The organism is Bacillus cereus group sp. BfR-BA-01441 (assembly GCF_022663075.1).
Classification (GTDB): domain Bacteria; phylum Bacillota; class Bacilli; order Bacillales; family Bacillaceae_G; genus Bacillus_A; species Bacillus_A cereus.
Genome location: NZ_JAKUEU010000026.1, coordinates 24,410 through 39,582, shown reverse-complemented (window position 1 = coordinate 39,582; position 15,173 = coordinate 24,410). Strand labels below are relative to the sequence as shown.

The window sequence follows — 15,173 nt, the reverse complement described above, 5'->3', positions numbered from 1 at the left end:
GAAAATGACTATATAATTCCTATCCATAAGTTAAATAATGATTTCGCACATATATAAATACAAAAGATGGGAGCCTTATTTATGAATAACAATCCACCTTCAACGCCCCCAAATCCAACGGAAACGAATAATAATGAAGTGAGCTTACAAACGTTACGCGTTATTGGGCTAATTGTACTGATTAGTGGCTACATATTAGTAACGCTTTCTGAAGTAGGCACATTAAAAAATCTTTTGCTACAGCCTAGTACTACTCCAAATTTAGCTGAAGTTGATCCGTTCTAAAAATTATATAAAAAGCGAATCCCAGTATAACTGGTTCGCTTTTTATATAGTTTCATCCAATTTGAGAAACATTTCTCTCATCCTCATACTTCTCTTTCCCTATCGCTTTCATAAATAGTAAAATACTGCTCATACCAACGATAAAGTACAGAGCACTCATGCCCCAAGAGGCAATAAATGAACCTAGCATAACACCTAATGCCCCGTTCATTTTTGCCACTTGAAAGACCATTCCGTTAATCGCCATATAAGAACCTCTTGCCTCATTTGGCACCATATCTGCCATAATAGATTGACGCACTGGCACATACATCATCTCACCTACCGTTTGGAAAAGCCCTGCAATTAATAAAATCCATAAGCTATTGCTCGTTCCGAGTATTGTAAATCCAATTGTATAAATGAATAAACCTACATATAAGATTTTCAAATCGTTGAAGCTTTTCAGCATTTTAATAAGAAGTGCTGAACATAACACAACTAAAATTGTATTCTCTGCAGAAATCCAGCTCAGCATGCGAATCCCTGTTAAATCAAACGTAATACCATTCCCGAATAAAAAGTGCACCGTTTCAAATTCCTTCTGCAAGCGAACACCTAAATAATTATTAATTTGAAACTCTAAAGACAATGTACATATACTCGCTGCACAAAAAATTAAAAATGCTTTATCTTTCATCACGACTTTATAACTATCTGCCATACCTTTTAATACATTTTTCTTCTCCACCGTTTTTCGTGCTACATACACTTCTTCCATATACACAGCCATCACATATAGAGTAATAATCGCAACAAGAGTTAATACGATAAACAATTGCAATCTATAGTTTTCAAATAGTAATCCACCAAATATTGCTCCAATCGCAATGGATAAATTAATAGCCCAATAATTAATGCTGTACATTACTTTTCGATTTTCAGGTGTACTCACATCAATTAACATCGCCTCTGTCGCAGGATTCATAAGTCCAGATCCTAAACTATTCACTAGCATAAAGATAAATGTTAACCACGGTGAATCTACATAATCCGAATTCGCAACTCCCATACAAGCAATAGAAATGACTTGTATACTTTGACCGATAATCATAACCTTTTTACGCCCAAGCCGATCCCCAACATATCCACCGTATAAACCAATTACTAATGAAGCTATGACATTAATGAGTAGTAAAGCACCAGCAATCGCACTACCTAACTTTATTGAAAAATAAATCGCCATAAATGGAAAAATCATCGTGGACACAGTACGTGTTAAAAACGAAGTTATAATTCTAATTTTTATATTTCGATGCATACTCCAAAATCCCATTATTTCCTCCTCCTTATGCTTACTTATTTTACTTTGAAAAAAAGGAAGAAAAAGGTTAGAATATTCTAAAGAGTTTCCCCTTTTATAGATAGAAGGAAGTGTATATATGAAAATTATGGACTATTACATTAGACTAAGACTACATGCACAAGATCAAAAACATATACAAAATAGCTTACAAGAATTAGCGGATGTTTTATATTGCAGTACGAAAAACGTAAAGATTTTATTAAAGAAAATGAGCGAGGAACAATTAATTAGCTGGACTCCAGGGCGAGGCCGCGGAAATAAAACGGAAATTCTATTTATACATAATTTCGTAGAAGCGATTGAATCCTATACAGATGAACTGTTAGCGCAAGAAAAATTAAAGGATGTTTTTCTTCTTTTAAAAGAACCTCTACCCCTTGCACTTCAAAAAAAGATAGAAAATAAACTACATCATCATTTTGGATACGAACCTTCAAATGATATGTACGACGTATTAAAGATTCCTATATCGAGAAAGATATTCCCATTAGATCCGGCTTTTGTGGCTGTAACTACAGAGAGCCATCTTACGAGTCAAATTTTTGATACGTTAGTCGTCTATAACGATGTTACTGAAAAAATGGAGCCTCACATTGCGCATACGTGGGAATTAAGTGAAGATGGACTTACGTGGACCTTTTATTTACGAAAAGATATATATTTTCATAACGAAACAATTTTAACTTCTAAAGATGTACAATTTTCATTTGAAAGACTAAAACAAGTTCAATCCCCTTTCGAATGGTTAACAGAAGAAATTATTCAAATTGAAACACCATCACCACTGCAAATTCGATTCCATTTAGCAAAACCAAATTTATTTTTCTTACACTATGTAAGTTCCATGCAGCTCGCAATTTTACCGCGTGATACGAGTATTCAAAATCATCATTATATAGGTACTGGACCTTTCAAACTTGCTCATTACTCTGAAGATAATATCGTACTCGAAGCGTTCACCCATTATTTTAAAGAGCGCGCGTTATTAGACCGTATTGAATTTTGGGGTATTCCTGACCATGTGCAAATAGATGCTGATTATGAACTACCAAACGAAGAGGAAAATGAAAGGCATGATATACAAATAGAAGAAATAGGTTGTATTTATGCTAGCTTCAACTTTAAAAAACCTGGTCCTCATCACGACATTTACTTTCGAAAAGCTTGGAGAGAACTATATGATGTTGAAATGATACTTCGTAACATAGAGGGTAGACGGACAATTGCTGCATCAAGCTTCTTCCCTGATAGAAGCCGCCTTGCAACAAGAAGATCCTACTCTTTAGAAAAAGCAAAAGAGTATTTGAAAAAGAGTACATATAATGGAGAAACGATACATATTTACTTCTTCGCATTTAAAGATAGTGCAAATGATGCATATTTCTTAAAAGAACGATGTGAAAGTTTAGGTATACAAGTAGAGCTTCACTCATTTCCCGTTTCAGATTATATGGATCGCTCTATTGATAAACATGCTGATATTATTTTCATGGGAGAAGTCTTTGCTGCCAATCATGAAATTGCATTCTTAAATGTATTTAAAAATAAAAGTTGCTTCGTAAATCGGTTCATGGACCCGCACTACGAAAAACAAATTAACTGTTTACTAGATACATTTTTACTAGAAGAAAATAAAGAAAAGCGTTATGAACTCATGTATGAGATTGAAGAGTTTTTACAAGCAGAACACATCATTTTATTTAACTATCACGTTTTAAAAAGAAAAACATACCCTTCTTCTTTAAAAAACGTAACAATTGATTCATTTGGTTGGGCAAATTTTGCGAAGTTATGGATACAACCATCCACGTATTAAAGTGTGAGTTTTTATAAAAGGAGAAAAAACATGAAACGCACCCTAGAAAAAAGACTTTCTTATCTATACACAGGTGAGTTATTTTCAGTCATTACTTTTATTTTCACAAGTTACTTACTTAATTATGCTTATCCTACGTTACATTTATATTCCCTATATTCTTTTTGGGTCTCATTTCTTCTTTTAGAGTTTATCTTATTACAAGGAGTAATTTACTGGTACGTAAAGTGGAAACGACTAAAAAAAGAGAAAACATCTGTTACGCCCATTAGGATGATTCAATATTTAAAAATACTTAAAAAGATAAATATAGCATTCATTATTACGGGATTTATTACGTTTACTATTGATTTTATAATTTGGTATCCTCACTTACCTTTAGGTGGGCTATCATTCACTCTATTTATTTATATTTTTGCATTACTTGAGTACATTAACTATTATCATACTCAGCTTTCATACGATAACATCTCTGATATAAAACATTTAATCAAATCAAAAAAACTAAAACAGTCCTGTATAAGTAAAGATTTTCAACGTATTTCATAAACGAGAAGGTACTACATCCTTAGTAGTACCTTCTTCACATACAAATATAAACTATTATTTAATTACTTCATCTAAGTGATCTTTCAAGTTCAATAAATATTGCTCAATATCTGGATTCTTCACCACATCATAACAAGCAAAACTCTTTAACGGACTCATACCGAGAAACTTTTGCACGCGGTGTAAATGACTAAGCGCTGATTCTAAACTTTCTCCTTCAAAGAACTTCGTCTTATCTCCAAATGCTTTTTCAGGTGCATTCCAAGTTGTAGAGAACATATACTCTTTCTCTTTTAATAAACCACCTGTTCCATATTCATCTGCACCTTTAAAGAACAAACCATATTCATATACTTCATCCATATACGTTTTAAATAAGCCTGGAACACTAAACCAATAAATTGGTGTTTGATAAATAACAACATCGGCCCATAAAAACTTATCTTGTTCTTCTTTAATATTGTAACCATCTTGAATCGTTGTTGTTTTCACATGATGATTCTCGCCTAATACAGTAACCATATAATCTACTAACGTTCTATTTAATCGTCCTTCCTTTGTACCGTATTTTTCATGTCCATTTATAATAAATATATTTTTCATTACTTTTCTCTCCCCTATATGATCTACTCTTCGGCTATTAAGCCGAGTTGCTGCTGTAGTGTAAGATTATCTTCTAAATGCCAATCTTCCGTTATCTTTCCGTCTTTCACATGTAAAATATCAATTGCAAAAAAATTAATTTTCTTACCATTATGCGTTCCTGTAAAAGAAAGACGGGCTGTTACTTTATCACCAACAACTAATAAGTCTTCAATCTCACAATGTATATCAGGCACAACTTTACGAAAATTTTGCGCTGCAAACTTTAATCCTTCAATGCCTTGTGGTCGCCCTTTCGGCAATGTATTATCGAAGAAATCTTTAGTAACAGTCTGCGGAATAAGTTCCTCCTTACCTGTATCCCAAAATGCATAAAAACGCTGCGCCGCATGAACCATTTCTGTCGCTTCTTTTTTACTTAGTGAGGGATCAATTGTCATTGCTTTTGGCCTTGGCATTTCTTTTAATAACTGAACTTCACCTTTTTGTTCCGCGCCGCATGCTACAAGCACAATACAAATAACAAACAAACTAAGGAATCCAAATAACTTTTTTATCCCCATGGAAATCACCACCTCCTCATATAAATCCTTTATGTTTCGTATTACTATTGTATATGCACTAACTTCCTTTATGGAAGTAGTGATATTTTTTTCATATAGTTACCAAAAGTATAGTTTTGTGATACTATAAAGCAAATTCATCTAAAAAAATTTTATGGAGGCTAGTTCCATGAGCAATATAGATCCAGTTGAATTAACGAAAGGTTTACCGGGCATACCTTGTCCTATCGCTAAAACGCTTGATGTAATTAGTACAAAATGGACATTTTTAATCATTCGTGATCTTCTTATCGAAGGAACATTACGCTTTAGTGATTTACAAAAATCAATGGATGGGATTAGTCCAAAAACATTATCGCTTCGACTAAAGGAATTAGAATCTCAAGGCATTATAACGAGAAAAGTATATCCAGAAGTTCCGCCTCGTGTAGAGTACACATTAACGGATAAAGGAAAGCAATTAGAGGGGATTTTTATTGAATTAAAACGGTTTGGATTAAGTTTATAAAACAAAAACCCCTTACCGTCGTAAGGGGTTTTATTACTTCGCAAAACTCTCAGCCAGCTGTTTCTCTCTCCACATAAATGTAATGCCGAGACCAATTATTAAAACAACGCCTGAAAATGCATATGGATAATGAATATTCATATCAAATAATATTCCGCCCATCGCTGGCCCTGCGATATTTCCTAAACTCGTATAAGTCGAGTTCATCCCAGCAACGAATCCTTGCTCTTTTCCAGCTGCTTTTGATAAAAACGTCGTTAAAGCTGGACGAAGTAAATCAAATGCTAAGAAAATGAAGCAAGTAACGAGAAGTACAATCCAATAATTAAAGACTACAGTTGAGACGAATGCTAATACTGCACCTACAATTAAACATATTTGGATTAATACTTTCTCACCGAACATGTCTACCAATTTGCCAAACATAAATACTTGCACAACTACCCCAAAGATTGAACTGATTGTAATAATTGCTGCAATATCTTTCGGCGAGAAACCAAATTTATGATCAGAAAATAAGCTAAACACTGTTTCATACGCTGATAATCCGAATGCGAGTACAAATACGATAATAAATGCAATTGCATACATTGGATGTAATGATTTCTTTAAATCACCAATAAAACTTGATTCTTTCGTATTAGAAGAAATCTCTGCAAGTTCTTCTTTCGTTAACGGTTCTTTTAAAATAAAGATTGAAATCACACATGCTATAAAGGCAATTGCTGCTGCAACGAAAAACGGCACACGTATGCCGTATTCTGCAATAAATCCGCCGATTCCAGGCCCTATAATGAATCCAGTACTAATAGCCGCAGATAAGTATCCCATCGCCTTTGGACGTTCCTGAATAGATGTAATATCCGCAACATATGCCGTAACACCAGGCATAATAAAAGCAGCACTAATTCCGCCTAATACCCTTGCTACATAAAGCATCCACACATCTTTTCCTAATCCAAAAAGAAGCTCTGAAACACCAAAAATAAATAATCCAATGATTATCATTTTCTTCCTACCGTAAAGATCAACCCACCGGCCTGTAATAGGTGAAGTAATGAGCTGTGCCATTGCAAACACTGCAACGAGATATCCCATCGTCTTCCCTGTTAAATGCATATCATTCATAAAGGACGGCATAACCGGAATGATTAATCCAATCCCTAGAAAAGCGATAAATATATTACTCAAAAGAATGACCAATACCATCTTTTGTTCTTTTATCGGTTTCTTCACTTTTTAACACCTCTTCCCGTAAGTTCCTCTCAAAAAATAATACCCAAGAAGCTTTTTCTTTATCCTGCTCTTTGCGGGCTAGTAATGAGTGAAGATTCCTCCACTCATTAGAATTTCACTCTATCCTTCCACACATACATAAGCATTAGGTGAATGACTATCATTCAGTTTTCCTCAAAAATGAACCTACCTTTTCAGACAGGCTCATCTTACTACTTCTTTATATGTAGTGCATGTGTTAAAAAATCTAGTACTTCTGCCTTTTGCAAATCCACTTGCTCATCATCTTTATGATCATATAAATAAACTTGTTCCGCTGCTGATTCAACAAGAGCGATAAATAGCTTCGCTGTTCGTTCTGCGTGAACCGAATCACGAATTTCACCAGCTTCTTTCGCCTCACTTAAAAATTCGCTTAACCACATATAAAGAGGCTCATACACAGCTTCCCACTCTTTTATATGTTCTGTAGATGCAAGACCCGCATACATTAAAGCTTGTATTTCACGGTATTCCTCTATAAAGTGAAACACCGCATCGATTACTTGTGCCACTTTATTTGAAAAAGGTACATCTTTTTGTACTTTCTCTTTCACTGCAAGTATCATCTTTTCAACCATCACTTCTGCTATTGCAGGCATAACAGATAGCTTAGAAGGAAAATATAAATAGAAAGTTCCTTGCGCAATGCCAGCTAATTTCACGATATCAGAAATCTTCGTTTTTTCGACGCCCTTTTCCTGAAACACTTCAATAGCTGCATAGACAATTTTCTCTTTTTTATTCATCATCTAAACCCTTTCACACGCATATTGAATGACTGTCACTCATTTTATAAGATAATCGATTGTACTGTCAATGATAGTGAACTCTAAGAGGAAATCATTTTTTTATAATAAAATCTCCTAATAAACAATTAGGAGATAAAAATACAATATATCTTTAAGAAAGTGCCTTTAATCCTGTCACTCCACATACAATAAGAAACACACTAATGATACGCGCTTTACTTTTCGACTCACCAAACAAGAACATGTTTAACAAAACTGCACCTGCTGTTCCGATACCAATCCAAACCGCATACGCGACACTTACTTGTAAAAATAAGAAGGAAGTATACAAAAATGCGAAGGATGTAGCAAACCCGCCTATATAAATCGCACCATTGGCCAATGTCTTATCTTTACTATACATTTTAAGTCCTATCACACCGACTATTTCACTAATTGCAGCACAAAATACGAAAAACCAACCCATTTTTAAGCAGCTCCTTCCACAGTTTCTTCTTTATTATCAGCTAGCTTTAAACCGATAACGCCGGCTACTACCATAAGAATGAAGAATAGTTTGCCTGCGCTGAAACTTCCACCGAAAAGAAATACATCCATTAAGAAAGTACCTACCGTACCAGCTCCGGCGAAAACAGCATATACAGTCCCTGTTGCAAGATGTTCACACGCTTTAGAAAGGAAGTGAAAATCAATAGCAATAACTCCTAAAATAATAATCCAATGCCACCAAGTATTAGCCGTATTAAAACCAAACACCCAAAAAATTTCAAAGATACATGTTAATATGACATATAACCAAGCTCTATTTTTCATACCTCTCACCTCTTATGACTGACTATCAGTCATTTTTGTTTTAAAAAAATATACTCTTTCATCAATACTATATAAAAACAACTATCATCCTCATTTACCATTGTATTTGTTCCATTTCTAAGCTAACTGCATCCTGTCACATAAAAATGACTGAATGTCATTCATATATATTGTACATGAACATTTTAAAAACTGTCAATGCCGAAAGTTTATTTAAAATTTCTTTCATCTGATTTGTATATTTCTTAATAATCTGTCAATACTGCTAGTAACATAATATTTTCTCCACTCCCCCTTGGAGAGATCCCTTGAATGGAGCAGTTAGCTTTTGCTAGCTGCTCTTTTTTATTTATCCGCACACCATGATGAAATACTCATAGATCAAATCCATTTTTCATCACATAACAACCATCTATTTATTTTCCAATGAGCTTTTGTATGCACGAATTTTATTCTCAAGCATCTTCTCTGTAACTTCTAAGTTTTCTCTTTGAATCTGAATAGATTTCCTATGATCTTCTAGGAGCTGTAAACGAGCTTCTGTTGTATGCTCCCCTTCTGTATATAATCTAGCGTATTCTCTTATTTTCGCTATTGGCATTTGCGTTTGTTTTAATTTCATTACAAATTGCAACCACTTTATATGTGACTCTTCGTAAAGTCGATTTCCATTTGTATCACGATTTGCAATTAATATATTTTCCTTTTCATAATAACGTAGTGTATGTGTGCTCACGCCTAATAATTTTGCTACCTCGCTAATTGTGTACATACTAAAACTCCCTTCACATGCTTACCCTCATATATTTTATAACCGTATCAAATTTATAAAAAACGTTTGACTTAGAGTATACTCTAACAAATACAATCTAACCATAAATTAATTTGAATTTAGGGGGATTTTATATGAAATACACTGTTATTACTGGCGCAAGTTCCGGAATTGGTTATGAAGCAGCTTTAGCATTTGCATCTCGCGGAAAAAATTTAGTACTTGTAGCTCGAAGACAAGAAGAATTAAACGAATTAAAATTGAAAATTAACGAAATGCATCCAGAATTGGATGTTGTCATTCGAAGAACTGATTTATCTGTTACTGAAGATGTTTATAAACTTTATGAAAGCCTACAATCTTTTCAAATTGAAACGTGGATTAACAACGCAGGTTTTGGTAATTTCGCCTCAATTGCTGAACAAAATTTAAATAAAATCGAAACGATGTTACATGTAAATATAGAAGCACTAACAATACTCTCTTCTCTTTTCGTTCGAGATTATTCAATGGTTGATGGAACACAGCTTATTAACGTTTCATCGGGCGGCGGATACACAATTGTTGCTGATGCTGTTACGTATTGCGCTACGAAATTCTATGTAAGTGCATTTACAGAAGGGCTGTCTCACGAACTGAAAGAACAAGGCGCAAAACTGCAAGCAAAAGTTTTAGCTCCTGCTGCAACTGAAACAGAATTTGCGAAGCGTTCATTTGATATTGATGAATTCCAATATGATAATGTTGTACCAAAATTCCACACTGCAAAACAAATGGCACAATTTATGCTCGACCTTTATGATAGTGATAAAGTTGTAGGAATTGTCGACGGTTTAACGTATAACTATGAACTTAAAGATCCACTTTATAATTTTGCCGTGAGACAAAAGAATTCAAATTCTTAATAACCTGTCCATTTCTTATGGAAATATATGTTCCCACTATATATGTAAATAATAGTGGGAACTTTTTCTCTATAAAATTTTCATCCAACATACCGAACCATCGCCACTTCATCACAATAATCCACCTTTGGACAATGTCTACAATCAATCCATACTTTCTCTGGCAACGCTTCTTTATTTATAAAATCAAATCCACACTTTTGAAAAAATACTGTTTCATATGTTAAGGAAATTACTCTTCTTACATTTATTTTCGTAGCTTCCTCCATTACATGATTTACAAGCATACGCCCTATCCCTTTCCCTGCATATGTATGCGAAACTACTAACGATCGTATTTCTGCAAGATCTTCTCCTAATACATGCAATCCAGCAACTCCAACAATTCTCTCATCTTCTTTCATAACATATAAACATTGCAAATATTGATAAAGAGACAAAAGAGAACGTGGTAAAACAACTCCCTCTTTTGCATAAACCTCAATAAGACTATAAATTTCTTTCACATCACTCGTCACTGCATTACAGATTTTCATATTACATCCCCTTGCCCCTCAATATTAATATTTATAACTTAAAATGAATTTTAATTCATAATTTTATATAATAATACATCTCTCTTTTCTCCTCGTCAATCAATTTATACAAACAAAAACCAAGCAATCTAATCGATGCTCGGTTCCTCATTTCGTATCGGCAATACCGTCGAATATTTAATTTCACGAAGTGCTAAACTTGTCTGTATCCTTGTAATACCAAGCTTATTCAACTTTCTAATAAACTGCTCTAGTTCTTTACGATCACGATTTGCAACCTTTAATAAATAATCGTACTCTCCTGTTAAACAGTGACATTCTAACACTTCCGGCATCGATTCTAATTCTTTCTCCAACACTTCCAACTTGTCAAATTGATGAATATTCGTACTCATAAAAATAAAACATAATAAATCAAACCCAAGCTTTTCTTGATTTAAAATCGCAACTTGCTTATCGATGAAACCTTCCCCATCCAATCTTTTTATTCTTGCATGCATCGCAGCCGGTGATAAATTAACGCGACGTGCCAGCTCTGCATTACTTACTTGTGACTCCTTCTGCAATATATCTAAAATTTGTACATCCAAATCATCCAACACTTTAATAACAGACGACTCCATTACAATTCCCCCTTTTTTCTTACCGATGATTATTCGAAAAAACACCTTATACCTTACAAAAAACTGAATATCATTCCGTAAATATCATTCGCAACTAAATATTTTATCGAGTTTTCACCATTATACAAAAGAATATATTACATAATAAAGAAAAATGCTAAAATTATTTACAATTCGTATTGATTACAAAAAAGGGGATTTTAGCATGCCTTATTTTTACGTCTTTTTACTATTACTAACGAGCTTATTATGGGGAGGAAATTTTGTCGTTGGAAAATCACTCGTCGATCATGCATCGCCGATGACATTGACAAATTTAAGATGGATGATTGCGATTGTTTGTTTATTACCGATGGTATGGTTTAAAGAAAAGAAAATCCTTCCACCACGTACCGCAATACTTCCTTTAATATTGATGGGAATTTCAGGGGTCGCTCTTTTTAACATCTTTCAATTTTTAGCATTAGAAAAAACATCCGCTACGAATGTAGGTCTTATCTCTACATTGAATGCAATTTCAATCGCATTATTTTCAGTATTATTTCTAAAAGAAAAAGTAAATACACTTCAAATCCTATCCATGATTCTTTCATTCTTCGGGGTTATCCTCGTCCTATTAAAAGGTGATTTCTCGCTTTTATTTTCACTACATTTTAATAGCGGCGATTTATGGATGATTGCAGCAGTTTGTATTTGGGGAATCTATTCTGTTTGTAGTAAATGGGCAACAAAAACAACTTCACCACTTATGGCAACGTTGTACTCTGGTATTTTCGGCGTTATTTTATTACTACCGTTTAACATAGGTAGCTTCACTGTTTCAAATATAAATACTTCTTTCATCACATCACTTTTATATACTGGGCTTATTTCGACAGTTCTTTGTATGGTATTTTGGAATATTGGCGTACAAAAATTAGGCGCAACTACATCAGGTATTTTTCTAAACTTCAATCCAATTTTCACAGCCATTTTAGCATTCATATTCCTCGGAGAAGAATTAACGTGGATACAAATTTTAGGGACAATTGTCGTTGTAACAGGATGTTATTTATTTTCTCATTTTAAAACTGTTGCCGTTCAGCCTGTTAGACCTTTAATGCGAAAACATTCTTAATGAAAAAACATCGTCATCTGGGTTGGCGATGTTTTTATTTTCTCTTCATTTCTTTTATATACTGCTTTTCCTCTTCTGGCGATAAACGTTCCGTCGCCTTGCCAGTATCTCCACCTTGAAGGCTCCATAAAAAGTTATGCTCCTCAACAGTTTGAGAAAAATCTCCTTTTTCCCATCTATTTATAATAGAAAATAACTTCATTTTATATTGAAAACCTGTACTATTTTCAATATCTCTTTTTACATTAGAAATTTCCTTTTTTGTCATCTCTACAAATCCCCATTTTTCAGAGGATTTTACCTTTTGGTGCACCATTTTATGCATAGTAGAAATAATTTCACCTTCACTAATTTGCGGGGCTTCTTCTGCAGCTTTTTTCTCTTTTTCGTTTGCCGCTCGCTCGGTTTGAATATTTGTATTTTCTTTTTCCACATATGCAAGCAATTTCTTTCCGCCAACTATAGAAGAGATGATTACCATAATGGTAATACATATACCTACAATCCATTTAAAAAGCATTAGCTCTTCATCGCTTCCCTAACAATATGACTATCTACATACTGCTTAAACTTCACGATTTTTCCATTTTCAAGCTGCCATACATGAACAAATTCTGCTTCAAATGATTTTCCTGTTTCTTTATAAACTCCAGAATACATACCTTCAGCAACAATTACATCTTTTCCGTTTACTTCATGATATGTATTTACACTTGCTTTATAATCATCCCAGTCTGATCCTAAACGGCTAAATACATTTTCCATTATAGCTTCTACGCCTTTATATGTTCCGCCGTACGGGAAACCTTCTGCCTCTGTCCATTCCACTTTTTCAGAGAAGGCTTCTGCTAAATGCTTTGCATTCGAAGACGCTGATCCTTCATACGTGCTTTGAATAATTTCTAAATTTGATTTAGGCATATTACTTCCTCCCGTTTATTTATTTTTACACAAGATGTAACCTATACAGTTACATCTTGTGTAAAAAAATATTTAAATTGTTTTACTCTTAATCTATTTGTTGTAATCATTATAGTTACAATACTTCTTCAAGTCAACATTTATAAATAAAATTTACTTCGTTTTCATTACTTTCTCTTTTAAGAAACGATCTACATATCCTTCTGCTTTTACTACGAATAAATACGCACCCATTGATAATAATGCAAGATCTAATTCATATCCTGGATTCTTTCCATCTCCTAATAAACCTGCTGCTCCATTTACCTTTACGATAGCTCCAGCTAAAATAAGAGCGAATAACAATCCTACATATCGTACACCTAAACCGATAATTAATAATATACCACCAACTAATTCTACAGTTGCTACGCCGTATGCAAGGCCACCTGGTAAACCGATGCTTGTAAACCATCCTGCTACATTATCGATACCTGATTGAAACTTTGCTAAACCGTGTGCAAAGAACGTAACTCCTAACACGATACGAATAATTAAATTCCCAATATATTGATTCATTTTGAACTCTCCTTTTTGTTTTGTTATGGTGAACTTTTATTTACAAGTCAAAACAATACGGTATTTTATTTCATTCGTCAAATACTTTTTTAAAGAAAACAAAAAACATTATCCGTTTTACGGATAATGTTTTCCTACAAAATAGCGCTAATTCAAGCTTTTATTCTATCGCATAGAAAAAGTTGAAACATTTTTCCAGCGCCAATATAAGGCAGTAAAGAAACGTCCTCTTCCACAACTATTCCAACAACATTCACTTTCTCATCTACAGGTAAATCATGTGTAGCAACTTGCATCTCCCCTGCATATCTACCGTACAATTCATTATCAATTGTAATGTTGCCTTTCTTTCTTACAATTGTATGCATCGGCTGTAAAACCACTCTATTTCCTTCCCTTGATTCTACAGATCGAATAACATCACGAGCCGGATCTAGTCTATTTGTATGCACTTGCTCCACCACTTTTAATACTTCTTTATCAGTTATAAATGATTTGTAACGCAATGGAATAATCCCTCTACTCGCACTAGCTACTTCTTGCATACTTTCCAAACTTGCGCTTATATCTCCAATCAATACTTTATCAACACCACAATCTTGAACAAGTTCTAAGTACGCTTCAAGCGGGCGCATATTGCGATGTTTTTCTAACGTTGGTAACCCTTCATATAACGGACCACGTTTTTCCGCATCTCCTGGAATAAATGCCATCGTTTTTATTCCGCACTCCTGTAAATATTGATTTTGTTTTTGTAAGAAGGACTTTGCTAGTCCCGTCTCTGGACGTGGATAAAAATTATGCCACGCTTCTACATTCTCTACTCTTATATGTTCTGCAAGTAATTCTTTCCAAAATGGCTTTGTAATCGTACTCGCATTTAAAGCTACTTTCATCTTATGAGATACGCTTGCAATTTCTTTTGGCGCAATGCCGTAATCCATTCTTAAACCGGTAATGCCCCAGTCCAATAGTTCTTCCACATTTTCATATGTTAGCCCTAAATGATGTAACGATTTTGGAGAAACATCAACCATTAACTCCATTTCATGTGCAAGAGCTTGTTTCCCTAATATTTGAATTAACTCTTTATACGTATTTGGATCATCTTCTGGAATGTGCAGTGATGTAAAAATAGATGTAAACCCATTTTCCTTCGCTACTTTTAGCCACTCTTCTTGTTTCTCTACTCGTTCTTTTGAAAGATAAATGGAAACTCCGATCATATAAAT

The 15,173-nt window shown here is 34.0% G+C and carries 20 protein-coding genes; 6 read left to right on the top strand and 14 right to left on the bottom strand.

Annotation, left to right across the window (positions count from 1 at the left end; translation table 11 throughout):
- Positions 1-81 precede the first annotated feature (81 nt).
- A complete protein-coding gene (locus MR107_RS13275; protein WP_001063866.1) occupies positions 82-285 on the top strand; it encodes a hypothetical protein in 204 nt (67 codons plus the stop codon).
- Positions 286-337: 52 nt separating this feature from the next.
- Here MR107_RS13275 and MR107_RS13270 read toward each other — a convergent pair whose 3' ends face one another.
- Positions 338-1,600: an MDR family MFS transporter gene (locus MR107_RS13270; RefSeq protein ID WP_000508207.1), complete on the bottom strand. Its 1,263-nt coding sequence runs from the start codon at positions 1,598-1,600 to the stop codon at positions 338-340.
- Between the two features lie 106 nt (positions 1,601-1,706).
- Between MR107_RS13270 and MR107_RS13265 the strand changes: the two genes are divergently transcribed.
- Positions 1,707-3,446 carry an SgrR family transcriptional regulator gene (locus MR107_RS13265; RefSeq protein WP_242292429.1) on the top strand — a complete coding sequence of 580 codons (1,740 nt, stop codon included), beginning with the start codon at positions 1,707-1,709 and terminating at the stop codon, positions 3,444-3,446.
- Between the two features lie 30 nt (positions 3,447-3,476).
- Positions 3,477-3,995, top strand: a complete 519-nt coding sequence (locus tag MR107_RS13260) for a hypothetical protein (RefSeq protein WP_000831576.1) — start codon at positions 3,477-3,479, stop codon at positions 3,993-3,995.
- 54 nt (positions 3,996-4,049) lie between these two features.
- Here MR107_RS13260 and MR107_RS13255 read toward each other — a convergent pair whose 3' ends face one another.
- Both MR107_RS13255 and MR107_RS13250 read right to left on the bottom strand, forming a co-directional pair.
- The gene (locus MR107_RS13255; RefSeq protein ID WP_000789191.1) at positions 4,050-4,598 is read right to left on the bottom strand and encodes an NAD(P)H-dependent oxidoreductase; all 549 of its coding nucleotides are present in this window, start codon (positions 4,596-4,598) and stop codon (positions 4,050-4,052) included.
- A 23-nt stretch (positions 4,599-4,621) separates the two neighbouring features.
- Positions 4,622-5,161, bottom strand: coding sequence for an ester cyclase (locus MR107_RS13250; protein WP_242292428.1), 540 nt, complete (start codon positions 5,159-5,161; stop codon positions 4,622-4,624).
- A gap of 169 nt (positions 5,162-5,330) precedes the next feature.
- Between MR107_RS13250 and MR107_RS13245 the strand changes: the two genes are divergently transcribed.
- Positions 5,331-5,669: a winged helix-turn-helix transcriptional regulator gene (locus tag MR107_RS13245; protein ID WP_000065115.1), complete on the top strand. Its 339-nt coding sequence runs from the start codon at positions 5,331-5,333 to the stop codon at positions 5,667-5,669.
- 33 nt (positions 5,670-5,702) lie between these two features.
- Here MR107_RS13245 and MR107_RS13240 read toward each other — a convergent pair whose 3' ends face one another.
- From MR107_RS13240 to MR107_RS13220, 5 genes are all read right to left on the bottom strand, one after another.
- A complete protein-coding gene (locus tag MR107_RS13240; RefSeq protein ID WP_242292427.1) occupies positions 5,703-6,905 on the bottom strand; it encodes an MFS transporter in 1,203 nt (400 codons plus the stop codon).
- Positions 6,906-7,117: 212 nt separating this feature from the next.
- Positions 7,118-7,696 (bottom strand): TetR/AcrR family transcriptional regulator, encoded by a 579-nt coding sequence (locus MR107_RS13235; protein ID WP_002025356.1) that lies wholly within the window; start codon positions 7,694-7,696, stop codon positions 7,118-7,120.
- A gap of 151 nt (positions 7,697-7,847) precedes the next feature.
- Positions 7,848-8,162: a DMT family transporter gene (locus MR107_RS13230; RefSeq protein WP_000539671.1), complete on the bottom strand. Its 315-nt coding sequence runs from the start codon at positions 8,160-8,162 to the stop codon at positions 7,848-7,850.
- A gap of 2 nt (positions 8,163-8,164) precedes the next feature.
- Positions 8,165-8,509, bottom strand: coding sequence for a DMT family transporter (locus MR107_RS13225; RefSeq protein ID WP_017656912.1), 345 nt, complete (start codon positions 8,507-8,509; stop codon positions 8,165-8,167).
- 412 nt (positions 8,510-8,921) lie between these two features.
- Positions 8,922-9,281: a MerR family transcriptional regulator gene (locus MR107_RS13220; protein WP_000288066.1), complete on the bottom strand. Its 360-nt coding sequence runs from the start codon at positions 9,279-9,281 to the stop codon at positions 8,922-8,924.
- Positions 9,282-9,415: 134 nt separating this feature from the next.
- Here MR107_RS13220 and MR107_RS13215 point away from each other — a divergent pair, with 134 nt between their 5' ends.
- Positions 9,416-10,186 carry an SDR family NAD(P)-dependent oxidoreductase gene (locus tag MR107_RS13215; RefSeq protein WP_242292426.1) on the top strand — a complete coding sequence of 257 codons (771 nt, stop codon included), beginning with the start codon at positions 9,416-9,418 and terminating at the stop codon, positions 10,184-10,186.
- 80 nt (positions 10,187-10,266) lie between these two features.
- Here the strand turns inward: MR107_RS13215 and MR107_RS13210 are convergent, their stop codons facing one another.
- Both MR107_RS13210 and MR107_RS13205 read right to left on the bottom strand, forming a co-directional pair.
- Positions 10,267-10,722, bottom strand: a complete 456-nt coding sequence (locus MR107_RS13210; protein WP_000686663.1) for an N-acetyltransferase — start codon at positions 10,720-10,722, stop codon at positions 10,267-10,269.
- Between the two features lie 128 nt (positions 10,723-10,850).
- Positions 10,851-11,345 carry an Lrp/AsnC family transcriptional regulator gene (locus MR107_RS13205; protein WP_000446097.1) on the bottom strand — a complete coding sequence of 165 codons (495 nt, stop codon included), beginning with the start codon at positions 11,343-11,345 and terminating at the stop codon, positions 10,851-10,853.
- A 205-nt stretch (positions 11,346-11,550) separates the two neighbouring features.
- On the opposite strand from MR107_RS13205, the gene MR107_RS13200 reads away from it, so the two are divergent.
- Positions 11,551-12,462, top strand: coding sequence for a DMT family transporter (locus tag MR107_RS13200; protein ID WP_001146236.1), 912 nt, complete (start codon positions 11,551-11,553; stop codon positions 12,460-12,462).
- A gap of 34 nt (positions 12,463-12,496) precedes the next feature.
- Here MR107_RS13200 and MR107_RS13195 read toward each other — a convergent pair whose 3' ends face one another.
- The 4 genes from MR107_RS13195 to MR107_RS13180 all read right to left on the bottom strand — a co-directional run bounded on the left by MR107_RS13195 (position 12,497) and on the right by MR107_RS13180 (position 15,167).
- Positions 12,497-12,982, bottom strand: coding sequence for a PRK06770 family protein (locus tag MR107_RS13195; protein ID WP_000897995.1), 486 nt, complete (start codon positions 12,980-12,982; stop codon positions 12,497-12,499).
- Positions 12,982-13,383 (bottom strand): nuclear transport factor 2 family protein, encoded by a 402-nt coding sequence (locus MR107_RS13190; RefSeq protein ID WP_001126699.1) that lies wholly within the window; start codon positions 13,381-13,383, stop codon positions 12,982-12,984. The genes MR107_RS13195 and MR107_RS13190 overlap by 1 nt, the downstream gene beginning before the upstream one ends.
- A 153-nt stretch (positions 13,384-13,536) precedes the next feature.
- Entirely contained in the window at positions 13,537-13,941 is a 405-nt protein-coding gene (locus tag MR107_RS13185) for a DoxX family protein (protein ID WP_001077751.1), read from the bottom strand.
- A 152-nt stretch (positions 13,942-14,093) separates the two neighbouring features.
- Complete coding sequence (locus MR107_RS13180; RefSeq protein WP_078385959.1) at positions 14,094-15,167, bottom strand: DUF871 domain-containing protein; 1,074 nt, start codon at positions 15,165-15,167, stop codon at positions 14,094-14,096.
- Positions 15,168-15,173 lie beyond the last annotated feature (6 nt).